Below are 23,203 nucleotides of genomic sequence, written 5' to 3'. Positions count from 1 at the left end.
CGCCACGTCGGTCACGATCCCGTCACCCGCTCGAAGACTCCCGGGTAGCTCAGGACGAAGCCGTCATCATCGACGGTGAGCGTGCGCCGGAAGTCGCGATCCCGCGACTCGAAGCAGTAAGCGCGCGGCCCGACGCGCGTGTAGCGCTGGCGCCCCAGAGCGACATCCAGCGACGGCACCTGCACCCACGCAACCTCGACGTCGGCTCGGCCGCCCACGGCGGGCCCCAGCCGTCGGATCGGAAGAGCGTTGGTGGCCGGCGTGGCCGTGATGTCGATGTCGGTCGCACCGGCGAGATCGGGACGCTCCTCACCGTCGACCGACCACACGCCGTCCACGAGTTCGACGTGAAGTGTCCGCCCGCCCGACTCGATCGCCGCGTGATGGAACAGGCCGTGCTCATCGATTCGCACCGCATAACGACAGGGTCCGTCTCCGCCATCGACCTCTCCGACGATGCGGATGCCGTCATCGGAATACTCCGCGGTACACCGGTCGAGCGTCTCGACGGATCCGATGCTCGTCCATGAGATTCGTGTCGTCCTCATCGGTCGCCTCCTCCGATGTTTCACGTGCAACATCGTCCGGCCATCCTCCCAGCGGCTGCGCCACGACGAAACGGTCAGTCCGCGGGGTTGCCGAGGGAGGTCAGTCGTGCGACGATGCCCGCCCGTTTCGGCGACCGTGCCGGAAGCAGCTGCAGGCAGAGACGCAGGACATCGACGTCGTCCGCGCCATCGTCTGTGTCGGCGTACTCCAGCAGCACGTCCACCGATGCCTCCGCCAGGAGAGCCTCACGCAGAGAGGCGCGAAGCCGATCACGAACCTCCTCCGTCCCGGGAGCGCTCGAGTCCGGCAGGACCGGGCCCGCGTACGCCGCGAGGGCGACGCGGTGAGCGCCGCGGTCGAGCAGGGACGCCACCTGTTGCGCGTCGGTCTCGAGCTCGGCCGGAAGGCGGTAGGGCCGCGACAACGGCACGAGGTGCGGGGCGGCCTGCTCGAGCACCCGCCGTAGCCGAACCATCTCGGGTCGAAGAGTGTCCGTCGCGTCGGGACCGTAGACGAGCTCGGCGAGTCGCTCCGCCGAAAGCCCCTGACGGTAGGTGGCGAGCATCAGCAGGATGTCGGCGTGCCGAGCCGACACCTCGACGATCCGCTCTCCGGAGGCATCAGTGGTCTCCAGGAGAGCGCGATCGCGACCGAGCACACGCAGGGTCGAGGCGGTCGGTGCTGCGGCATCCCGTCGACGCTGCCGGGCGAAGCCGCGTGGCGGGTCGGCCCGGGAACGCAGTCGCGCCACCAGGAGTTCACTCTCGATCGCCCGCGCCGTCGCGTCGACGAGGAGTCGCGCCTGCGGCGTGGCCGCCTCCGCCCGACCGGTCACGTCGATGACGCCGATAAGTCGGCGGGTCTCGGGGTCGTGCACCGGTGCAGCCGTGCATGACCAGGGCTGCACGAGGCGGTTGAAGTGCTCCGCCCCGCGGATCTGCACCGACCGGTCGAGCTGAAGCGCCGTCCCGGGCGCCGAGGTGCCGACGGTGGATTCCGACCAGTTCGCGCCCGCCACGAAGCCCATGTCGCCGGTGAGGGTCCGCACGCTGGTGTCGCCTTCGACCCACAGCAGACGGCCGGCGGCATCACCCACGGCGACGACCACTCCGGAATCAGTGCTCGGCACGAGCAGCGCACGGACCATGTCCATGACCCCGGCGAGCGGGTGGGCGCTACGGTATGCGGCCAGCGCTCGTTCGTCGAACTCGAGCGGTGGCAGTGCCTCGGCGCGGACGAGGTTCGCCATCGAACGGCGCCACGATTCGCGGACGAGCGACCGGACGTCGTCCAGTCGACGCTCGGCGTCAGCCCCGGCCAGCAGCTCGTCCCGCGCGCGTTCGATCAGCAGACGGGACGACTCGGGAGCGACATCCCATTTCGCGGACCACGACGAGGACACGGACGACTCCGATCGGCGGTGAAGGAGCGCCCTCAGCCTAAGCCGGACGAACCCGTCGCGGTAGGGCTGACCGCGGTCGTCAGCCGTCCGAGCGCGCGGCCCACCACTCGCGCAGACGCTGCTCCGCCGCATCCTCGCCGATCATCCCCTCGTCGAGGCGGATGTCGAGGAGGAACCGGTACGCCTCACCCACCTCACGCCCCGGACGGATCCCGAGGATCTCCTGGATGCGGTTGCCGTCGAGCTCCGGGCGCATGGCGCCGAGCTCCTCGGCCGCGGCCAGCTCGTCGATGCGGCGCTCGATGTCGTCGTACGCCGACTTCAGGCGGGCGGCCTTCCGCTTGTTCCGCGTCGTGACATCGGCGCGCGTGAGGATGTGGAGTCGCTCCAGCTCGTCGCCCGCGTCACGGACGTACCGCCGCACGGCCGAGTCGGTCCACGCGCCCTCGGAGTACCCGAAGAAGCGCAGGTGCAGTTCGACCAGACGGCTCACCGACGAGATCGTGTCGGAGTCGAAGCGGAGGGCCTGCAGGCGCTTGCGTGCCATGCGTGCGCCCTTGAGGTCGTGGTGGTGGAAACTCACTCCCCCACCGGGCTCGAGCTTGCGCGTCGCGGGCTTGCCGATGTCGTGGAGGAGCGCCGCGAGGCGCAGCACCACGTCGGGCTCCGCGCCGGGATGCCGTTCGTGCTCGAGCTCGATCGCCTGGCGCAGCACCGTCAGCGAGTGCTCGTAGACGTCCTTGTGGTGATGGTGCTCGTCGATCTCGAGGCGCAGCGCCGGCACCTCGGGCAGCACGAGCTGCATGAGGCCGGTGTCGACGAGCAGTCGGATGCCGCGCGCGGGGTCGTCGGTGCGGAGCAGCTTCACCAGCTCGCCCTGCACCCGCTCGGGGCTCACGATCGAGAGCGTCTCGCGCAGCTCGGTCATCGCCTGCTCGGTGGCGGGATCGAGCGAGAAGCCGAGCTGGGAGGCGAAGCGCGCGGCGCGCAGCATCCGGAGCGGGTCGTCGCCGAAGCTCACCGCGGGATCACTCGGCGTGCGCAGCGTCGTCGCGACGAGGTCCTCGACTCCGCCCGTCGGGTCGACCAGGGATGGTCCCGGAACGCGCAGGGCCATCGCATTGACGGTGAAATCGCGGCGCGCGAGATCTTGCTCGAGGGTGTCGCCGAACTCCACCGTGGGCTTCCGGGTCAGTCCGTCGTAGCTGTCGGCGCGGTAGGTCGTGATCTCGATCTGCTCGCCGCGCACCTTCGCACCGATCGTGCCGAAGGCGCGTCCGATGTCCCACGTCGCGGTGGCGAGAGGCTCGACGACCCGAAGGATGTCGTCGGGTCGGGCGTTCGTGGTGAAGTCGAGATCGTTGGTCGCGCGTCCCAGCAGCGCATCGCGCACGGGCCCCCCGACGATGGCCAGCTCGAAGCCCGCGCGCTCGAACGCGTCGGCGAGCGCCGAGACGACGGGAGACGCTGCCAGGGCACCCAGGCGCGCGACACCCTCGGCCATGTTCAGCATGCCTCCGAGCCTACCGGCCCTCCCCCGGAGCTCCCGAGTCCGCGATCAATCGGCGAAACGCAGGAAACCCGTGAACAGCAGCTCGCGCACGCGCGGCAACAGGTCGGCACGCAGGGCGACGGCGTCCACGTCGAGCAGGTCGGCGATCGCCGCGACGAGCACACCGACCGGCAGATCACCGTCGCTGGCCCCGACGAGGGCGGCGAGCGCGGGATCGACGTCGAGCACCCGGCCGAAGCCCGCTCCCTGACGCAGTTCGATGACCTGAGGGTCCTCGGCTCCGGGAACGTGATGGCGGGCCTCGGCCACATCTGGCGCGACCCGTAGCACCGCCGCATCCAGATCGGCGTCCGTCATGCTCGAGAGTCGCTGCCACGCGCTGAGCGACTCTCCGATATGCGGGCCGAGGGCGCCGGGGATGCTGCCTGCGATGCGCTCGTATCGGGCGAGCGTGGGGATGACGGTCGGGCGGTGCAGCGTGATGTAGCCGAACCCCACGGCGATGACCCCCCGCGCGGCGAAATCGTCGAGCCACGCCTGCACGAGCGGCGCATACGCCGGTGACCCCGGAGCGGTGCCGCCGTCGCGGACCCAGAGTTCGGCGTAGGCGAGCGGGTCGAGCTGTTCACGCTCGACGACCCAGGCATCCAGGGCCACCGGCGACTCCGACACCCAGGAGCGCACGCGATCGAGGCCGTCCTCGCCGGCGCGGTACTCCCAGTTGCCGAGCAGCTGCGCGACACCGCCAGGAGCGAGCACCGGACCGACGCCGCGCACGAAAGCCGCCACGAGGTCGTCGCCCGACATCCCGCCATCGCGGTACTCGTACGCGGGTACGCCCTCCACGCGCGGCGTGATCACGAACGGCGGATTGGAGACGACCCGCTCGAACTGCTCGCCGGCGACCGGCTCGAACAGGCTGCCGGCCCGCGTCTCGATCCCGTCGACGTCGTTGAGGAGTGCGTTCAAGCGCGTGAAGGCGAGAGCGCGCTCAGAGACGTCCGTGGCCACGACCCTGTCACCCGCGCGCCGCGCGCGAAGAGCCTGGATGCCGCACCCCGTGCCGATGTCGAGCACGCGCCCGACCCGTGACGTCAGCTGCAGTCCCGCGAGTGTCAATGACGCACCGCCGACGCCGAGAACATGACCCGTGGGCAGCGGGCCGCCCACTGCCGCCTCGTCGAGATCGCTCGCGATCCACCAGTGGCCCTCGCCCGCGGCATCCGCGATGTCCTGCGGGCGCACCAGGGCGTCGGGAACCACGAGATCACCCTCGAGGTGCGCGAGTCCGAGCTCTGCGAGCCCGGTGGCTCCCAGAGACGGCAGTGCGGCATCCACCGCAGCGCGCGATGCCGGCCCGCCCAGGAAGAGCAGCCCCGCCAGCACTGCCAGGGCATCGGAGCGCCCCGTGAGCACGCGACGGGCGGGCTCGACGAGTCCGTGACCCACCGCGGTGTCGACCATCCCTCCCCAGAGGGCTCGCACGGCGTCGGCGCGGTATCCCGCGGCATCCAGGTCGGTACGGAGAGCCGCGCAGCGGCCGGCCTCGGGGTACAGGGTCACTCGACCATTCAACCCTGCGACGCGCGAAAAGCCGCAGGCCCGGCCCGCCTCGGATGACGCACAGCAGGGCCGCCCTAGACTCTGTGCGACCCTGCGGTCGGGTATCGCAGCGGGTCGAGAGCCGCCATGACCGACATTTCCCCTGCCACCACACGCGCCCGTCGCGGCCGTCGCGGTGCCCGCGTGCTCGGCTGGCTCGCCGCTGCCGCGATCGCGCTGGCCCCTCTCGCCTCTCCGGCAGCCGCTCTCGCCGATTCCCCGCCGAGCCCGGCGCCGACCCCGACGGCCAGTGCGACGCCCGGATCCCCCGGCATCGCCTCGCTCATCGCCGCTCCCGCGAGCGGCGGCATCGTCGCAACCGGCGCGGACGCCGTCATCTCGGTCGACCAGCGCAACGGATCGCCGCGCGCGCTGCCCGCCGGCGCGCTGTCGGTGACCTTGTCACGCTCGGCCCTGACCTCCCCACAGGCGGTCGTCGACTGGCTGCGGCCCGACGCTGACGCTGACGAAGCCCTGCCGGCCTTCGAAGAGGTCGCGCGCGCCGACGTCGCCGAGCTCCCCGCGGGTGACGAGCGCGCCACCGACGTATCGATCCCGGCGACCGAGAAGAACCTCGTCGGTCTCGCCCCCGGCGTGTACCCGATCGCCGTGTCGGGCCCCGGCGGCTCGGCGCGCACGGTCATCACCGTGCCCCGTCCCGACGCCCCGGCACGCACGGCGACCGTCATCGTCCCCATCACCGCAGGGGCCCGCACCACAGGCCTGCTCACGGCGACCGAGCTCACGGAGCTCACCGCCGAAGACGGGGCGCTCAGCGCGGTTCTCGACGCCGTCACCGGGACGACTGCGGTTCTCGCGATCGATCCCGCGATCGTGGCGTCGATCCGCGTGCTGGGCTCGGGCGCGCCGGCAGATGCCGTGGGCTGGCTCACGAGCCTCATGGCGCTTCCCAACGAGCGCTTCGCCCTGCAGTTCGGCGACGCCGACCTCGCGACCCAGGTGCACGCCGGCCTGACAGCCCCGCTCGAACCCACGACGCTCGAGCCGTACGCGGACCCGGCGAACTTCAGCGCCGCAGCGGGTTCCACCGCTCCCGCCAGCGTGCCCGACACGCGTCAGCTCCTCGCGGTCGGAACCGCGGCGAACACCGTTCGCGACGTCTTCTGGCCCGCCAGCGGCACAGCCGGCGCGAACGTCGTCACGACCGTCGACGCTCAGGCCGGAGCGGATGCCGACGCGCTGACTCTCGTGCCGTCCGACACCGTCTCCGGGGGCGATAGCGGGGTTCGCGCCGCTATCGGTGACGCCGACCTGCTCGTGTACGACCAGGTGGTGTCGGCCGAGCTGGCGCGCGTCGCCGCGGCATCCGACGACGCACCGGTTCGCAACGCCGAGCTCGCTGCGGCGAACGCGCAGGTCGCCCTGAGCGGCGACCGCCCGATCGTGGCGACGATCGACCGTCCCGCGACGAGCTCACGCGCCAGCGTCCGAGCGGCCATCACAGCGGTCACCGGCAGCCCGGGAGCGACGCCGACCTCACTCCAGGATCTCCGCGCCGCCGACCGTGCCCAGGTCACCGTTGCCGATATCCCCGCCGATGACGATCGCGTCGCAGCCCTGCACCGCTTCCTCGCCGACGAGGAACGGCTCGCGACCTTCGCCACGGCCTTGGTCGAACCCGCGCAGCTGACGGCGCGGGAACGCACCGCCATCCTCCAGCTGATCGGCGACGCCTGGCTGGCCGAGCCGATCGGCTGGGCAGCGGCCGTGGCGCAGCACGAGGAGAACACCGAGAGCACGCTGGACGCGGTCGGCATCGCCAACCCCGGCACGATCAACTTCCTCGCGACGAGTGCCCCGATCCCCGTCACCGTGCGTAACGACCTGCCCTGGCCGGTCTCGCTCGTGCTCTTCGCCGAGACCGGCGACCCCCGCCTGATCGTGCAGAAGGCGACGGTCGTCGAAGCGGGCGCGCAGCAGAACACCCGCGTCGACGTGCCGGTCGAGGCACGCGTCGGAAGCGGCGAGACCACCCTCAGCCTGCAGCTGCGGAGCACGGCCGCCGTGCCGATCGGCGCGTCGGAGCGCATCGGCCTCACCGTGCGCGCCGAGTGGGAGTCGGTCGGCATCACCGCCATCGTCATCATCGTCGTCGTCCTCATCGCAGGCGGCGTGATCCGGACGATTCTGAAGCTGCGACGTCGGCGGAGCGAGACCCCCTCCGGACAGAACGACATCCCCGAACAGCAGGAGAACACCGAGTGAGCGGAATCGGCCGGGCAGGAGCGGTCGTCGCCGCGGGAACACTCGTCTCCCGGGTCACGGGCCTCGTGCGCAACATCGTCCTCGCCGCGGCGCTGGGGACCGTGGGCGCCGGTGCGGCGGACGCCTTCACGCTCGCCACGCAGCTGCCCAACAACATCTACGCGATCATCTCCTCCGGCCTCCTGGCCGGCGTGATCGTCCCCCAGATCATCCAGGCGGCCAAGCACCGCGACGGCGGCAGCGCTTTCGTGTCCAAGCTGCTGACCCTCGGGGTGATCGCCCTGGCGGTGACGACGGCGCTGGCCGTCATCGCCGCCCCGTTGCTCGTGATCGCATACGGCGACAAACTCGCGCCCGAGACGCAGGCGCTGGCGCTGGCTTTCGCGTACTGGTGCCTCCCCCAGCTGCTCTTCTACGGCCTGTACGCGCTGCTCGGCGAGATCCTGAACGCCCGCCGGGTCTTCGGGCCGTTCGCGTGGTCGCCGATCATCAACAACGTCGTCTCGATCGCGGGCTTCCTGGTGTTCATCTGGATGTTCGGCGTCCGTGAGGATGCCGCGGGCTGGACCCCGACGATGGTCGCGATCATGGGCGGCACAGCGACGCTCGGCATCGTGTTCCAGGCCCTCGTCCTGCTGCTCTTCTGGCGCCGTGCCGGGCTGCGCGTCCGCCCCGACTTCCACTGGCGCGGCATCGGGCTCCGCCACATCGGACGACTGGCCGGGTGGACGTTCCTCATGGTCGTCGTCGGTCAGATCGCCGGGCTCATCCAGACCAACATCGTCGGCTCGGCGTCATCGAGCGGCCCGTCGATCGCCGTCCTGTCATACGCCTGGCTCGTCTTCATGCTCCCCTTCTCGGTGATCGTGCTGTCGATCGGCACGCCGTACTTCACGCGCCTCAGCGAACACGTCTCCGCGAACCGGCCCGACGCACTGCGGGCCGACCTGGATTCGGCGACCCGCACCATCGGGATCTTCATGGTTGGCGCCCTCGCGGCGATCGTGGCGGCGATCGTTCCGATCTCCCGCGTCTTCACGAAGACCCCGGATGCCGCCCAGGCCTTCGCCTGGGTCCTCGCGGCGTACCTGGTGGCCCTCCTGCCGCTGTCGTTCCAGTTCGTGCTGCAGCGGACGTTCTACGCCCACCAGGACACTCGCACCCCCTTCTTCTTCACTCTCGCCCAAGCGGTGCTGGTGGTCGTCACCGCCCTCATCGCCGCCGCGATCCTGCCCCTCGAGCACCTCGCTGTCGGCATCGCCCTCGGGCAGTCGCTCGCGAACGTCGTCCAGCTCGCTCTCGCCGTCATCCTGCTGCGACGCAAGATCGGTCCGCTCGGCCTCGGCGGAGCCGTCCGCGCCGTCGTCCGCTTCGTCGTCGCCGGCATCCCTGCCGCCGCCGTCGGCTGGCTCGTCTTCGCTCTTCTCGGCGGCAGCGCGGGCTGGGTCGCCGGCGGCTACCTCGGAGCCCTATTCGGCGGTGCCGTCATCGGCCTGGCGACCCTCGTCGTCTACGTCATCCTCCTCGCCCTTCTGCGCGCGCCGGAGCTGACCACGGCCGTTCGCACGGTGCGCCGCATCCTCGGCCGCTGACACCCCTCCCCCACGGCCGCCGGGGAATGCCTCGCGGCTACCATGGGTTGGACGTGTCGGGGTATCCGCGACGCGGATTCCAGACCCCAGAAAGGGATGTCGACGTGCGACAGGTCATCATCATCGGATCCGGCCCCGCCGGTTACACGGCCGCGATCTACGCGGCGCGCGCGAACCTGAAGCCGCTGCTGATCGCGAGCTCGGTCGAAGCGGGCGGCGAGCTGATGAACACCACCGAGGTCGAGAACTTCCCCGGCTTCCCCGAGGGCATCATGGGGCCCGACCTCATGACCAAGATGCAGGAGCAGGCCGAAAAGTTCGGCACCGAGGTCCTCTACGACGATGTCGTCGAGCTCGACATCGACGGACCGGTCAAGAAGGTCACCCTCGGCAGTGGCGCCAGCCACGAGGCTGACAGCCTGGTCTTCGCGACCGGCTCGGCCCCGCGCAAGATCGGCATCGAGGGCGAGAGCCGCCTGTCGGGCCGTGGCGTGTCGTACTGCGCCACCTGCGACGGCTTCTTCTTCCGCGAGCGCACGATCGCCGTCGTCGGCGGCGGCGACTCGGCCATGGAGGAGGCGACGTTCCTGACGAAGTTCGCGTCGAAGGTCTACGTGATCCACCGTCGCGACGAGCTGCGCGCCTCGAAGATCATGCAGAACCGCGCCATGAACAACGACAAGATCGAGTTCATCTGGAACAGCGAGGTCGCCGACATCCTGGGCGAGGATGCCGTCACGGGTGTCGTCCTCCGCGACACGGTCGACGGCTCGACGCGTGAGCTCGCGCTCGACGGCATCTTCGTGGCGATCGGATACGACCCCCGCACGCACCTCGTGCACGGATCTCTCGACCTCACGGAGCACGGCACCGTCTGGGTCGACGGCCGCTCCTCGCGCACCTCCGTCCCCGGCGTCTTCGCGGCCGGCGACGTCATCGACCCGACGTACCGCCAGGCGGTCACCGCCGCGGGCAGCGGAACCGTCGCTGCACTCGATGTCGAGCACTACCTCGCCGCCCTGGGCGAAGCGTCCGAGCCCGCGGCCGACAGCTCCCCGCTCCGCGGTCGCCCTGACGAGGGCCTCGAGTCACTCGTCGCCGAGACCGAGACGAACGACGAGAGCGACGCGGCCTGACGGCCGCACCGCGGAACAATTCACCCGCCCACGTCGTTGACGTAGGCGACACCCTTTCGAAGGAGATCACCATGACCGCCAAGGCCACGACCGAGAGCACCTGGCAGCAGGACGTCCTCGACGCCGATGGACCCGTCCTCGTCGACTTCTGGGCCGCCTGGTGCGGTCCGTGCCGCATGGTCGGACCCATCCTCGACGAGATCGCGACCGAGCACCCCGAGAAGATCACGGTGCTCAAGCTGAACGTCGATGAGAACCCCAACCTCGCCATGCAGTACCAGATCACCTCCATCCCCGCGATGAAGGTCTTCAACAAGGGCGAGGTCGAGAAGACGATCATCGGCGCGAAGCCGAAGTTCGCACTCGAGCAGGACCTCGCCTCTTACATCGGCTGACCCCAGACACACGGAAGCCCCGGTCGGATCACTGATCTGACCGGGGCTTTTTCGTTTCCGTCCGCTGCTGTCGCGGTTCGTCAGGAGGCGTCGGCGCGCGTCGCTGCGTCCCACCGACGGTGCGGCTCACTGCCCAGCAGGCGCCATACGGCTCGGGTCAGTTCGGGGTGATCCATCGCGATCTGACGAAGGACGCGATAGTTGCGGGACGAGCTGGGGCGACCCCCGCCGTAAGCGGCGATGTTCTCGGCGCGCAGCATGAGAACGACGAGCTCGTCGACGGAGGGCAGCTCCTCCATGAACTCCCATGGGTCTTCGCCAGCGCGGAGCCGCTCCTCGACGAGGACGGAAAGTTCATCTGCTGCTTCAGCCCGCAGCAGCTCGACGCTGGCACGCCTGGGATTCCGCTCGTCTGTCACCGAACAAGCCTACGTCGCGCCACCGACATGGGGGTCAGCGTGCGCCGTACGCGTCCTCGCCCAGCTCGGCGAGGATGCGGTTCAGATCCTGAATGGTCGCGAAGTCCACGACGATCTGCCCCTTGCGCGCGCCGAGCGAGATCTTCACCTTGGTGTCGAGGCGGTCGCCGAGACGCCCGGCGACCTCGTCCAGGTGCGCGCGGACTCCCCCGGCCTTCGGCGCGGGGCGTCGAGTCCCCGCCGCCTCGATCGTCTTCGCCGCTGCTTCCGCAGCACGTACCGAGAGATCTTCGTTCACGATCTTGTCGGCGAGGCGCTGCATACCGTCCGCACCGTCGACGGAGAGGATCGCGCGCGCGTGGCCGGCGCTGAGCACACCGGCCGCAACGCGTTGCTGGACCGGTACCGGCAGGCGCAGAAGGCGGATGGTGTTGCTGATCTGCGGGCGTGAACGTCCGATACGAGTCGCGAGCTCCTCCTGGGTGATCCCGAAGTCCTCGAGGAGCTGCTGATAGGCGGACGCCTCCTCGAGCGGATTCAGCTGAGAGCGGTGCAGGTTCTCGAGGAGCGCGTCGCGGAGGAGATTCTCGTCCGACGTGTCGCGCAACACGGCCGGGATCGCCGTGAGACCGGCCTCGCGAGCGGCGCGGGTGCGGCGCTCACCCATGATCAGTTCGTACTTGCCGTCCTCGTTCGTGCGGACGACGACCGGCTGGAGCACGCCGAACTCGCGAACGCTGTGCACCAGTTCGGCGAGGTCTTCGCTGTCGAAGTGGGTACGGGGCTGCCGCGGGTTGGGCACGATCTCGTTCGGATCGACCTGGATCAGTGCGGTTCCGGGAATCGAGACGAGCTCGGGACCCTCCTCTGCCTTCACTTCTGCGGGCGCCGGCACCTCCGTGGCAGCTGTCGTCGTCTTACCCCCGGGGAAGAAGACATCGACGGGCCGGGCCTCGGTTGCCTCGGACGTGGGGATGAGTGCGCCGATTCCTCGGCCCAATCCGGTGCGCTTGGCCATCAGGCTTCTCCCTTGTTTCCTTGTACCGCCGCAGATGCACGCTGCGCGATCTCGACGGCTGCCTCGCGGTACGCCACCGCGCCAGCCGATTGCCCATCGTAGGCGATGACCGTTTGACCGAAGCTCGGTGCTTCCGAGACGCGAACCGAGCGCGGAATTACCGTGCGGAGGACCTCATTCGGGAAGTGCGACCGCACTTCCTCGGCCACCTGCTGGGCCAGACGGGTACGTCCGTCGTACATCGTCAACAGGATGGTCGACAGGTGAAGACGGCTGTTCAGGTGCTTCTGGATCATGGAGACGCTGCCGAGGAGCTGGCTCAGACCTTCCAGCGCGTAGTACTCGCACTGGATGGGGATCAGCAGCTCGTGCGCGGCCGTGAAAGCGTTGATCGTCAGGAGCCCGAGCGACGGCGGGCAGTCGATCACGACGAAGTCGATGCGGTCATCCGTGGAAGCGAGGTAGTCCTCGACCGCCGTACGCAGCCGGTGCTCACGTGCGACCTGCGAGACCAGCTCGATCTCAGCGCCCGCGAGGTGGATCGTGCTGGGCGCGCAGAGGAGATTGGGGGACTCGGGACTCACCTGCACGATGTCCGAGAGCGGGAACTGGTCGATCAGCACGTCGTACACGCTGGGAACGTCAGCGCTGTGCGGCACGCCCAGGGCGGTCGAGGCGTTCCCTTGCGGGTCGAGGTCTATCACCAGCACGCGGGCGCCTAGCGAAGCCAATGCAGCAGCGAGGTTCACCGCGGTGGTGGTCTTCCCGACGCCACCCTTCTGATTAGAGACGGTGATGACTCGCGGATCCCCGGAAAAGTCGACCGAAACGGCGTCCAGGGCCCGGCGGCGCGAAGACAGATCCGCCAGCTCGCGTGCGAGGGGAGAATCGAACGTCAAGGACGCGCGGCCCGATTCGGGTTCTGCCATTCGTTCAACTCCTCGGTTCGTGGTCTCACTCTACGGACGGCCTCTGACGTTTCACGTGAAACGGCCGCCCGCGATGTTTCACGTGAAACGTGAGGTGGCGACGTGCTGGATCCGCTGTTTCACGTGAAACATCACCGCACCGTCGCGCGCAGGACGCGCGTGGGCTCAGCGAGGACAGACTCTCCCACCATCTCCACGCGCACATCACGCAGCTTGAAGCGGCGGATCACCTTGTCGGCAGCGGCGATCTCTGCTTCAGCATTCGCGCCCTTCAGCAGGAAGAGCTCTCCCCCATCCCGAACCAGCGGTGCCGTGATCGGGACGAGTGTCCGCAAGGCGCTGACAGCGCGAGCTGTGACGCCATCCAGCGTTCCAGCGCCGTTCCATTCTTCGGCGCGGGATCGAACGATCTCGACGTTGTCGAGCCCGAGATCCGCTACCTGCTCGGTAAGCCAGGTGACTCGTCGTTCCATCGTCTCGATGAGCACCCATTCGACGTCCGGTCGCGCGATCGCGAGCACGAGCCCAGGCAGACCCGCGCCGGATCCAACATCTCCGACACGGCCCGTGAAAAGTGGAGCCGCGGCCGCGCAGTTGAGAACGTGTCGAGTCCACAGCCGCGGCAACTCGAGCGGGCCGATCAGGCCGCGCTCCTCGCCGTGCGCTGCCAACGCAGAGGTGTAATGCCGGGCCAGGTCCACCCGAGCGCCGAACAGCGCCTCGACGGCACTCGTCGGCTCCGGCTCGGTCACGGGTGTTTCACGTGAAACATCAGCCATGTCGGATGACGGTGTGGCGGTCTGCGCCTTCGCCGTAGGACTCCGAGACGACACCACGCTCAGACGCGATGTCATGAACCAGCTTGCGCTCATAGCTGGACATCGCCGGCAGGGATGCCTGCGATGCTCCGTCGTTGAGACGCTCGACGGCACGGTCAACGAGACGCTCGAGCTCGCGCCGGCGCGCGTCGCGCGATCCCCCGATGTCGAGGATGAGGCGCGAGAAGCGTCCGGTTTTCGTCTGAACGGCGATCCGCGTCAGCTCCTGCACCGCCTGCACGACGTCGGGGTCCGACAGCACACGCAGCGCGCTCGGGTCGTCCGCCTCTACCGATACGTATGCCCGTCCGGCGCGCACGTCGAGGTTGAGGTCGCCGTCGATGTCGGCGATGTCGAGCAGGCCCTCGAGGTAATCAGCGGCGATGTCGCCTTCGTGCTCGAGCTCTTCGACCGTCGCGTCAGCGCGCTCAGCCGCCGGGGACTCCGTGGGGTTCGTCATGATTCCTCGCGTGGTTCGATCTGTGCGATGAGGGATGCCGGCAGGGTCAGCCCTGCGAGCCATCCTTGTTCGACTGCTTCTTCGCGCGCTGCTTGCTCATCGGCTGCTGACGCTTCGGCTGAGCCGCGCGGGCACGCTCAGCCTCTTCGAGGAGTCGCTGCTGCTCAGCCTGGTACTTCTCCATGGACACGACGCGACCCTTGGCGTCGAGGGCCTTGCCCTTGCGTGCGAGGCGCTCCTCGCGAGCCTTCGCCGCCTCCGAGCCGGGGGTCGGCAGGTTGCGGATGACGATGAACTGCTGCGCCATGGTCCAGATGTTCGACGTGAACCAGTACATGACGACGCCGAGCGGGAAGAAGACACCGGAGAAGATGAACGCCAGCGGCAGCACGTAGAGCATGATCTTCTGCATCTGGTACGCCTGGCCGGTCTTCGCCTCGGGCGACAGGTTCTTCGAGATGATCTGCAGCTGGGTGATGAACTGCGACGCGATCATCAGCACGACGAGGATCACGAGGATGGTGACGGTTGCCGTCTGACCGAGGTTGATCGCCTCGATCATGTTCGTGTGAAGCGGCGCCACGTCGAACAGCTGCGCGTCGTAGAACTGCTTCGTGAGGTCGACGTTGAGGAGGCCGACACCGCCCACGCCCCACTCGGCGTGCTTCTTTACGTCACTCAGCGTGTAGAACATGCCGAGGAGGATGGGCATCTGCACCAGCAGCGGAAGGCAGCTCGACACTGGCGTCGTACCGTGCTTCTTGTACAGAGCCATCGTCTCGCGGCTCATGGCCTCGCGCGACAGCTGATCGCGCTTACCGCGGTACTTCTCCTGGATCTTGCGCATCTCGGGCGCGAGCTCCATCATCTTGCGCTGACTCTTGATCTGCCGCACGAACAGCGGAATCAGGGCCGAACGCACGACGATGACCAGACCGATGATCGACATGACCCAGGTCGCGCCCGCGGCGGCCGGCATGCCGACAGCGGTGAGAACCCAGTGCCAGAAGACCAGGATCGCCTCGACCAGGAACTTGAACGGCCACATGATCGTGCTGAAGAAGTCAGCACCGCCGGGAGGAGGAGTCGTCGGGGTCGGCACGACGGGAGTCGGCGTGGCGAGGAAGAGATCCAGCACGGGATCAGTCCTTTCTCGGCGGCACGACGAAGCCGTGCCTGGTCAGCGTGTGGCGGAAGTCCCGATGGGCGGGGACGTCATCGACGCCCCCCTGCGCCCACGGGTGGCATCGGGCGAGCCGAGCGGCGGCGAGGGCGGAGCCCTTCACGAGCCCGTGCTGCTGCACGGCCCCCACCGCGTACGCGGAACAGCTCGGGTAGTACTTGCAGACGTCGCCGTACAGCGGCGAGACAACGGAACGGTAGGCGTGCAGCAGCGCGATCCCGGCATTACGCGGAACGAGCGGCGCCGCGCGGAGCACGGATGCCGCGGCCAGGTGTCCCTCACCGACGGAAGCGGTGGGCAGCGTCGACCAGCTCATACCGCCGCTCGCCGTCGCAGACACCGTTCCACCTCGTCTCTCAGATCAGCGAAATCCGAGCGCGCCGCTGAGGGGAGCGCTCGGATCACGATGTCGGCGCCCTCACGGACGTCGGGAAGCGCTTGCGCGCAAACGGCCTTCAGCCGTCGGCGCACTGTATTGCGCACGACGGCTGATCCGACTTGCTTACTGACGATGAAACCGAACCGGGGAGCTCTGCTCGCACCGGTGGACACCACGTAGGTCACGGTGTGCGCACCGGCACAGCGAGCACCCCCGCGGACGACGGCCTTGTAATCCGCCCCGCGCGTGATCCGGTTTCCGCGCGCCAGCACAGAAGAGGCTGTGTCAGGCCGACAGCTCGGTGCGGCCCTTGCCGCGGCGAGCCGACAGGATGGCGCGACCGGCGCGGGTGCGCATGCGGGCGCGGAAGCCGTGCTTCTTGGCGCGGCGGCGGTTGTTGGGCTGGAACGTGCGCTTGCTCATAGGGATCACTCCGGATCGGCGGTCACCGGAACGCTTCAGACCGGGGACACGGGGGTACAGGACTGCCCTCGCGGGCATAAGTCAACCGACTAAGGGTACGTCGCGATGCCCGGTAACTCAAACCGGAGCGACGGGAACCCGCAATTATCCACCGCTGTACACAGGCCCTGGCGGCGACACGCGGGCCGGAACTACAGTGGATTTGGCGCTCCCGACACCGCATGACTAGCGTGTCACGGGCAGTTATCCACAGCTATCCCCAGTTTGGCGCGTAGCTGTGTGGAAAAGCATCGATCATCCGCGGGGGAACTCTTGGCTCAGCACGATCTCCCGGACGTACCGGTGTGGAACGCGGTCCTCGACCTGCTCGCCGACGATGACCGGGTGACCCCGCAGATGCAGGGGTTCCTGAGTCTCGCTGTGGCTCAGGGCGTGATGGGGGGAACGCTCTACCTCGACGTTCCGAACGACCTCACCGCCGCCCAGCTCAACAAGCGCCTGCGCCAGCCGATCATGGAAGCGCTCGCACACGTCCATGTCGAGCCCGGTGCCTCGAGCTACCGCGTCGTCGTCAACCCGGAGCTCGCCGACGCGCACCTCACGGCGCCGATCCCGGTTCAGTCCGCGGCTGCGCCGGCACCGCTGCGGCCGGCCGGCGAGGAATACGTCGAAGCGCCCGTCTCCACCTCGCGCCACGACACCCGGCTGAACCCGAAGTACACGTTCGACAACTTCGTGATCGGGCAGTCCAACCGCTTCGCCCACGCGGCCGCGGTCGCCGTCGCCGAGGCTCCCGCCAAGGCCTACAACCCGCTGTTCATCTACGGCGACTCGGGGCTCGGCAAGACGCACCTCCTCCACGCGATCGGTGACTACGCGCTCAACCTGTACACCGGCATCCGTGTCAGATACGTGTCGAGCGAGGAGTTCACCAACGACTTCATCAACTCGATCGCCAACAACCGCGGCTCGGCCTTCCAGGCGCGATACCGCGAGGTCGACATCCTGCTGATCGACGACATCCAATTCCTGCAGGGTCGCGCCGAGACGCAGGAAGCGTTCTTCCACACGTTCAACACCCTCCACGATCACGACAAGCAGGTCGTGATCACGAGCGACGTGCCCCCTCGACACCTCACCGGTTTCGAGGACCGCATGCGGAGTCGCTTCGAGTGGGGCCTGATCACCGACGTGCAGGCACCCGACCTCGAGACCCGCATCGCGATTCTGCGCAAGAAGGCGCAGTCCGAGCGGCTCCTCGTCCCCGACGACGTCCTCGAGTACATCGCCACGAAGGTCTCGTCGAACATCCGCGAGCTCGAAGGCGCGCTCATCCGCGTGTCGGCGTTCGCGAGCCTCAACCGGTCGAACCTCGACATCTCCCTCGCACAGACCGTGCTGCGCGACATCGTGGATCAGGATGACGCGAACGTCATCTCCCCCACCGACATCATCACGGCGACCGCGCAGTACTTCCGACTGTCCGTCGACGATCTGTACGGTTCGAGCCGTTCGCAGGCCGTGGCCACCGCACGACAGATCGCCATGTACCTCTGCCGCGAGCGCACCAGCCTGTCGCTGCCCAAGATCGGTCAGCTCTTCGGCAACCGCGACCACACCACCGTGATGTACGCCTACAAGAAGATCAGCGAGCTCATGAAGGAGCGCCGCTCGATCTACAACCAGGTCTCCGAGATCACGTCGCAGCTCGGCCGACGCTGAGCTCAGCTTGACAGGGGTCGCGCGACGCCCGATCATGCCGTTCTGCACAGTGTGGAAAACCTGTGGATAACTTCGATTCGTCGTCGAAGAGTTGTGAACGAATCACACATCTCCTGTGGATCGCCGCTCGACAGCGATCCGAGCGCGGCCGACGTCATCCCACGATCATCCGCAGCCGGCTCACAAGTTACATCCGTGTGGTTCCCGTGTCCCGACTGGTATCCACCGAGTTGTCCACAGTTTCCCCAGCGGAGATGAAGAAGACAGTTACATCTAGAGAATTTGCGATTCGATCACCTCGACGGCGGTGAGGCCGGTCGCAACCGTGCTTCGGGAACCGCTCGGGTTGGGCACTAGCATGGGAGAGCTTTCATCCACGACAAGGGAGCGCCAGTGAAGTTCCAGGTCAATCGCGACGTCTTCAGCGAGGCTGTGTCGTTCGTCGTGAAGCTCCTCCCCCAGCGCAACCCGCAGCCGATCCTCGCGGGTGTGCTGATCGAAGCCACCGAGGCGGGTCTCTCGCTGTCGGCGTTCGACTACGAGGCGTCCGCACGCACGACGATCGAGGCCACCGTCGACGACCCGGGCACGATCCTCGTGCACGGTCGTCTGCTGTCGGAGATCGCCAGCCGCCTGCCGAACGCGCCGATCCAGATCGCCGTCGACGACGACGGGATCCTCCTCACCTGTGGATCTGCGCGCTTCACGCTCGCGTCGATGCCGGTACAGGAATATCCCGCGATCCCCGAGGTCTCGGGCGAATCGGGTGTCGTGCCGGCCGAGGACTTCGCCACGGCGATCTCGCAGGTCGCCTTCGCGGCGTCGCGCGATGACGTGACTCCTGTGCTCACCGGCGTTCAGCTCGAGGTGAGCGGCACCCAGCTCAGCCTCGTCGCCACCGACCGTTACCGCGTGGCGCTCCGCGACATCCCGTTCGACAGCGGGATCGTCGCCGACGAGAACACCACCACCGCGCTCGTCCCGGCACGCACACTCACCGAGGTGGGTAAGACGTTCGCCCACTCCGGCGACATCACGGTGTCGTTCTCCGGTTCCGGCGACCGCGAGATCATCGCCTTCACCGCCGGCAACAAGACGGTCACGTCGTTGCTCATCAAGGGGAACTTCCCGCCGGTCCGCCGCCTGTTCCCCGAGGCGACCGACCACCACGCCGTCGTCAACACCGGTGAGCTCATCGAAGCCGTGCGGCGTGTCGCCCTCGTGCTCGACCGTTCGGCTCCGCTGCGTTTCACGTTCGGCGCCGACGGGGTCTCGATGGATGCGTCGGGCACCGAGCAGGCACGCGCGACCGAGTCGGTCGACGCGACGCTGACGGGCGAGGAGGTCGTCATCGGCCTGAACCCGCAGTACCTGCTCGAGGCGCTCGCGGCCGTGAAGAGCGAGTTCACCCGCGTCACCTTCACCTCGAGCGAGAACGCGAACAAGCTCAGCCCGATTCTCATCACCCCGCAGACCTCGGGCGGCGTGGAGTCGTTCAAGTACCTGCTGCAGCCCAACCTCCTCCTGCGCTGATCGCCCCGATCACGACCACCTCGGTGGGACTGTCGGAGACGAGAACTAGGGTGATCTGATGATCGTGGAGCAGCTGAGCCTGGTGGACTTCCGCAACTACGCGGCTGCCGAGCTCTCTCTCGCTCCCGGGGCGAACGTGTTCGTCGGGCGCAACGGTCAGGGAAAGACGAATCTCGCCGAGGCGATCGGCTACTTCGCGACGCTCGGTTCCCACCGAGTGTCGCAGGACGCACCCATGGTGCGCGACGGCGCGGATGCCGCCTTCGTCCGAGCCCGGCTCGCTCACGGTCAGCGACGGGTGCAGCTCGAAGCGCAGCTCAATCGCACCGGCTCCAACAAGGCTCGCGTCAACGGTTCGCCCGTGCGTACGGCGGAACTCCCCCGCTACGCGCAGGTCGTCCTCTTCGCACCGGAAGACCTGCAGATCGTGCGCGGTGATCCGTCGGCGCGCCGAAGATTCGCCGATCAGCTCCTCATTCAGCGTGCCCCGCGGCTTGCGGGCGTCCTCGCCGACTACGACCGCGTGCTCAAGCAACGCAACGCCCTGCTGAAATCCGCCCGCGCCCGCGGTGTCCGTGGAGACGGGCTCTCGACACTCGAGGTATGGGACGACAAGCTCGTCTCGCTCGGCACCGACGTCATCCGGGCCCGTCTGCGACTGGCATCCGAACTCGCCGGCCCCGTCGCCCGCGCCTACACCGCCATCGCCGGTGCCGACCATCGACCCCAACTCCAGTGGGCGCTCTCCGTCGGCGGAGCCGATCCGGAAGAGGACGACTCGCCTGCCGACGCCGGCATCGCCGACGCGGCGGCGATCGAGCAGCTCTTCCGCACCGCCCTCGCCGATCGTCGCAGCGCGGAGCTCGACCGCGGCATCACGCTCGTCGGCCCGCACCGCGACGACCTGATCCTGCGCATCCGCGATCTTCCGGTGAAGGGCTACGCGTCGCACGGCGAATCGTGGTCCGTCGCCCTCTCCCTCCGCCTCGCGTCGGCCGAGCTGCTGCGCGCGGAGTCGACGCTGGGCGACCCCATCGTGATCCTGGACGACGTCTTCGCCGAGCTCGATGCTGATCGGCGCGCGCGCCTGGCCGGCATCGTCGCCGACTACGAACAGGTCATCGTGACGGCGGCGGTCTCCGAAGACGTTCCGCTCGGTCTGCGTGCGCGCACCGTTCGGGTCGAGGCGGGCACGCTGCACGAGGATTCCGATGCTGCCGTCTGACGAAGCGCCGGAGACGATCTCCACGTATCTGCGTCTGCGCGGGCTCGAGCCCTCGGGCCGGTGGAAGAAGCGCCGTCGGCAGCGGACGGACGACGACGAGAACCAGCCCTTCACGTCCGGACGCGACCCCAAGGGACTCGGTGACGTCATCGCCGACCTCACTCGTCAGGCCGGGTGGGACGCCCAGCTCTCCCGCGAGGATCTCGTGCTGCGCTGGGCGGAGGTCGCCGGCGAGGAGACCGCGCGCCACGCATCCCCCGTCGCGCTCTCCGACGGCGTGCTCACCGTGCAGTGCGACTCGACGGCGTGGGCGAAGAACCTCCACCTGATGCGGACGGTCATCACGACGCAGCTCGTGAAAGCGTTCCCACAATCGGGGGTCGAGTCGGTGCGTTTCGTAGGCCCGGACGTCCCCTCCTGGAAATGGGGCCCCAGAGCCGTTCCAGGCCGTGGCCCTCGCGATACCTACGGATGAGCCACGTCCCCAGTCATCGAATCCGACTTTCGTTCGCCATACGGGCGCTGAGGGCCGCGTGAGAGCGCCCGAACGGGTAGACTGAGCGGGACTGACCGAACCGATGTGGAGCGCTCGAAACCTATGACGTCTCAGAATCCCGACAGCGTTCCCGAAGACCCCGAAACCCCCGATTCGGCTGAGGAGACCTCGGCGAAGGTGCCCAACGAGTACGGCGCCGACGCGATCCAGGTGCTCGAAGGCCTCGAGGCGGTGCGGAAGCGTCCGGGAATGTACATCGGATCCACGGGTGAGCGTGGTCTGCATCACCTCGTCTACGAAATCGTCGACAACGCGGTCGATGAGGCGCTGGCCGGCTACTGCGACACGATCCACGTGACGATCCTCGAAGACGGTGGGCTCCGGGTGGTCGACAACGGCCGCGGCATCCCGGTGGATCCCCACGCCTCCGATCCGACGAAGTCGACCGTCGAGGTCGTGCTGACCGTCCTGCACGCCGGTGGAAAGTTCGGCGGCGGCGGCTACGCCGTCTCCGGTGGACTGCACGGCGTCGGATCGTCGGTCGTCAACGCGCTCTCGACGCGCTTCGAGGTCGAGATCAAGCGTCAGGGATCGGTCTGGCGCCAGACGTTCGCCGACGGCGGCAAGCCGCAGGCTCCCCTGGCGAAGGGCGAGGACAGCGACGAGACCGGAACGACCGTCACCTTCTGGCCCGACGGCGACATCTTCGAGACGATCTCGTTCGATTACGACACTCTTCGCACGCGCTTCCAGCAGACCGCATTCCTCAACAAGGGGCTGCGGATCACGCTGACCGACGAGCGTCCCGAGGCGGCCGTGGTCGTCGACCTCGACGAGGGTGGCTCCGAGTCGCAGCAGCGTCACGACGACTTCCACTACGAGCGTGGCCTCGTCGATTACGTCGAGTACCTGAACAAGCTGCGCAAGACCGAGGTGGTCAACGACGAGATCATCGAGATCGAGTCCGAGGACACCGTGCGCCACATCTCGCTCGAGCTCGCGATGCAGTGGACCACGAGCTACACCGAGAACGTGTTCACCTTCGCGAACACGATCAACACGCACGAGGGCGGTACCCACGAAGAGGGTTTCCGGGCGGCGCTGACGACGCGCGTCAACGCCTACGCGCGCGATAAGGGCCTCCTCAAGGAGAAGGACGACAACCTCACCGGTGACGACATCCGCGAGGGACTCACCGCCGTCATCTCCGTCAAGCTCTCCGAGCCGCAGTTCGAGGGTCAGACCAAGACGAAGCTCGGCAACACCGAGGCGAAGGCGTTCGTCCAGAAGATCGTCGGCGACCAGCTGACGGACTGGCTCGACCGCAACCCCGCCCAGGCCAAGCGCGTCATCATGAAGGCGGTGGATGCCGCGACCGCGCGTCTCGCCGCGCGCAAGGCCCGCGAGACCGCCCGCCGCAAGAGCGTCTTCGAGTCGGCGTCGATGCCCGACAAGCTCAAGGACTGCACGAGCAAGGACCCGTCGATCTCCGAGATCTTCCTCGTCGAGGGTGACTCGGCCGGCGGTTCGGCTGTGCGCGGCCGTGACCCCGAGACGCAGGCGATCCTCTCGCTGCGCGGCAAGGTCCTGAACGTCGAGAAGGCGCGACTCGATCGTGCTCTCGGCAACAACGAGATCCAGGCGATCATCTCCGCGTTCGGAACCGGCATCGGCGAGGACTTCGCCGTCGATAAGGCGCGGTACCACAAGATCGTGCTGATGGCGGATGCCGATGTCGACGGGCAGCACATCACGACGCTGCTGCTGACGCTGCTGTTCCGCTACATGCGCGGGCTCATCGAAGCGGGTTATGTCTATCTGGCGATGCCGCCGCTGTACCGCCTGAAGTGGACGAATGCCGACCACGAGTACGTGTTCAGCGACAAGGAGCGCGACGCTCTTCTCGCCGACGGGCTCGCCAACGGCAAGCGCATCCCCAAGGAATCCGGCATCCAGCGCTACAAGGGTCTCGGCGAGATGAACCCGAAAGAGCTGTGGGAGACCACGATGGACCACAGCACCCGCACCCTGCGCCAGGTGACGATCGACGACGCGGCCGCCGCCGACGAGATCTTCTCGGTGCTCATGGGCGAAGACGTCGAGTCCCGCCGCACCTTCATCCAGCGCAACGCCAAGGACGTCCGCTTCCTCGACATCTGATCGAGCCGAGCGACATCGAGAAA

General features: G+C 68.0%; 22 protein-coding genes. 9 read left to right on the top strand and 13 right to left on the bottom strand.

Annotation, left to right across the window (positions count from 1 at the left end; genetic code table 11):
- Positions 1–11: 11 nt before the first annotated feature.
- The 4 genes from ABIC53_RS12805 to ABIC53_RS12790 all read right to left on the bottom strand — a co-directional run bounded on the left by ABIC53_RS12805 (position 12) and on the right by ABIC53_RS12790 (position 5,027).
- Complete coding sequence (locus ABIC53_RS12805; protein WP_354451740.1) at positions 12–548, bottom strand: putative glycolipid-binding domain-containing protein; 537 nt, start codon at positions 546–548, stop codon at positions 12–14.
- Between the two features lie 74 nt (positions 549–622).
- On the bottom strand, positions 623–1,951 hold the full coding sequence (locus tag ABIC53_RS12800; protein WP_354451738.1) for a GAF domain-containing protein: 1,329 nt from the start codon (positions 1,949–1,951) through the stop codon (positions 623–625).
- 79 nt (positions 1,952–2,030) lie between these two features.
- Complete coding sequence (locus ABIC53_RS12795; protein ID WP_282501744.1) at positions 2,031–3,464, bottom strand: CCA tRNA nucleotidyltransferase; 1,434 nt, start codon at positions 3,462–3,464, stop codon at positions 2,031–2,033.
- 45 nt (positions 3,465–3,509) lie between these two features.
- Entirely contained in the window at positions 3,510–5,027 is a 1,518-nt protein-coding gene (locus tag ABIC53_RS12790; RefSeq protein WP_354451735.1) for a DUF7059 domain-containing protein, read from the bottom strand.
- Positions 5,028–5,153: 126 nt separating this feature from the next.
- Between ABIC53_RS12790 and ABIC53_RS12785 the strand changes: the two genes are divergently transcribed.
- The 4 genes from ABIC53_RS12785 (at position 5,154) to trxA (ending at position 10,415) form a co-directional block, all read left to right on the top strand.
- Positions 5,154–7,292, top strand: coding sequence for a DUF6049 family protein (locus ABIC53_RS12785; protein ID WP_354451733.1), 2,139 nt, complete (start codon positions 5,154–5,156; stop codon positions 7,290–7,292).
- Entirely contained in the window at positions 7,289–8,884 is a 1,596-nt protein-coding gene (gene murJ / locus ABIC53_RS12780) for a murein biosynthesis integral membrane protein MurJ (protein ID WP_269268410.1), read from the top strand. The genes ABIC53_RS12785 and murJ overlap by 4 nt, the downstream gene beginning before the upstream one ends.
- Before the next feature lie 104 nt (positions 8,885–8,988).
- Positions 8,989–10,020 carry a thioredoxin-disulfide reductase gene (trxB, locus tag ABIC53_RS12775; RefSeq protein ID WP_274179128.1) on the top strand — a complete coding sequence of 344 codons (1,032 nt, stop codon included), beginning with the start codon at positions 8,989–8,991 and terminating at the stop codon, positions 10,018–10,020.
- 71 nt (positions 10,021–10,091) lie between these two features.
- Positions 10,092–10,415 carry a thioredoxin gene (gene trxA, locus ABIC53_RS12770; RefSeq protein WP_023953450.1) on the top strand — a complete coding sequence of 108 codons (324 nt, stop codon included), beginning with the start codon at positions 10,092–10,094 and terminating at the stop codon, positions 10,413–10,415.
- 80 nt (positions 10,416–10,495) lie between these two features.
- Here the strand turns inward: trxA and ABIC53_RS12765 are convergent, their stop codons facing one another.
- From ABIC53_RS12765 to rpmH, 9 genes are all read right to left on the bottom strand, one after another.
- Positions 10,496–10,834, bottom strand: a complete 339-nt coding sequence (locus ABIC53_RS12765) for a tryptophan synthase subunit alpha (RefSeq protein WP_269268412.1) — start codon at positions 10,832–10,834, stop codon at positions 10,496–10,498.
- A gap of 34 nt (positions 10,835–10,868) precedes the next feature.
- Positions 10,869–11,852, bottom strand: a complete 984-nt coding sequence (locus ABIC53_RS12760) for a ParB/RepB/Spo0J family partition protein (protein WP_274179127.1) — start codon at positions 11,850–11,852, stop codon at positions 10,869–10,871.
- Positions 11,852–12,781 carry a ParA family protein gene (locus ABIC53_RS12755; RefSeq protein ID WP_323986932.1) on the bottom strand — a complete coding sequence of 310 codons (930 nt, stop codon included), beginning with the start codon at positions 12,779–12,781 and terminating at the stop codon, positions 11,852–11,854. Before ABIC53_RS12755 ends, ABIC53_RS12760 begins: the two co-directional genes overlap by 1 nt.
- A gap of 131 nt (positions 12,782–12,912) precedes the next feature.
- A complete protein-coding gene (rsmG, locus tag ABIC53_RS12750; RefSeq protein WP_354451729.1) occupies positions 12,913–13,560 on the bottom strand; it encodes a 16S rRNA (guanine(527)-N(7))-methyltransferase RsmG in 648 nt (215 codons plus the stop codon).
- Positions 13,553–14,059 carry a Jag family protein gene (locus ABIC53_RS12745; protein ID WP_274179125.1) on the bottom strand — a complete coding sequence of 169 codons (507 nt, stop codon included), beginning with the start codon at positions 14,057–14,059 and terminating at the stop codon, positions 13,553–13,555. Before ABIC53_RS12745 ends, rsmG begins: the two co-directional genes overlap by 8 nt.
- 46 nt (positions 14,060–14,105) lie before the next feature.
- Positions 14,106–15,194 (bottom strand): membrane protein insertase YidC, encoded by a 1,089-nt coding sequence (gene yidC / locus ABIC53_RS12740; protein WP_112616914.1) that lies wholly within the window; start codon positions 15,192–15,194, stop codon positions 14,106–14,108.
- Positions 15,195–15,201: 7 nt separating this feature from the next.
- A complete protein-coding gene (yidD, locus tag ABIC53_RS12735) occupies positions 15,202–15,558 on the bottom strand; it encodes a membrane protein insertion efficiency factor YidD (RefSeq protein ID WP_354452220.1) in 357 nt (118 codons plus the stop codon).
- Entirely contained in the window at positions 15,555–15,893 is a 339-nt protein-coding gene (gene rnpA / locus ABIC53_RS12730) for a ribonuclease P protein component (protein ID WP_023953438.1), read from the bottom strand. Before rnpA ends, yidD begins: the two co-directional genes overlap by 4 nt.
- Positions 15,894–15,906: 13 nt before the next feature.
- Positions 15,907–16,044 carry a 50S ribosomal protein L34 gene (gene rpmH / locus ABIC53_RS12725; protein ID WP_036304730.1) on the bottom strand — a complete coding sequence of 46 codons (138 nt, stop codon included), beginning with the start codon at positions 16,042–16,044 and terminating at the stop codon, positions 15,907–15,909.
- A 396-nt stretch (positions 16,045–16,440) separates the two neighbouring features.
- Here rpmH and dnaA point away from each other — a divergent pair, with 396 nt between their 5' ends.
- The 5 genes from dnaA to gyrB all read left to right on the top strand — a co-directional run bounded on the left by dnaA (position 16,441) and on the right by gyrB (position 23,180).
- Positions 16,441–17,766, top strand: a complete 1,326-nt coding sequence (dnaA, locus tag ABIC53_RS12720) for a chromosomal replication initiator protein DnaA (protein ID WP_240309637.1) — start codon at positions 16,441–16,443, stop codon at positions 17,764–17,766.
- Between the two features lie 393 nt (positions 17,767–18,159).
- On the top strand, positions 18,160–19,299 hold the full coding sequence (gene dnaN, locus ABIC53_RS12715) for a DNA polymerase III subunit beta (RefSeq protein ID WP_112615514.1): 1,140 nt from the start codon (positions 18,160–18,162) through the stop codon (positions 19,297–19,299).
- A gap of 58 nt (positions 19,300–19,357) precedes the next feature.
- Entirely contained in the window at positions 19,358–20,524 is a 1,167-nt protein-coding gene (gene recF, locus ABIC53_RS12710) for a DNA replication/repair protein RecF (RefSeq protein WP_274179123.1), read from the top strand.
- Positions 20,511–20,999 (top strand): DciA family protein, encoded by a 489-nt coding sequence (locus tag ABIC53_RS12705; RefSeq protein ID WP_112615518.1) that lies wholly within the window; start codon positions 20,511–20,513, stop codon positions 20,997–20,999. The genes recF and ABIC53_RS12705 overlap by 14 nt, the downstream gene beginning before the upstream one ends.
- Positions 21,000–21,122: 123 nt before the next feature.
- Positions 21,123–23,180: a DNA topoisomerase (ATP-hydrolyzing) subunit B gene (gyrB, locus tag ABIC53_RS12700; RefSeq protein ID WP_354451725.1), complete on the top strand. Its 2,058-nt coding sequence runs from the start codon at positions 21,123–21,125 to the stop codon at positions 23,178–23,180.
- Positions 23,181–23,203 lie beyond the last annotated feature (23 nt).

The sequence above is a fragment of the Microbacterium sp. 1262 genome, assembly GCF_040544895.1.
Classification (GTDB): domain Bacteria; phylum Actinomycetota; class Actinomycetes; order Actinomycetales; family Microbacteriaceae; genus Microbacterium; species Microbacterium plantarum.
This window is presented reverse-complemented; position numbering and strand designations above follow the sequence as displayed.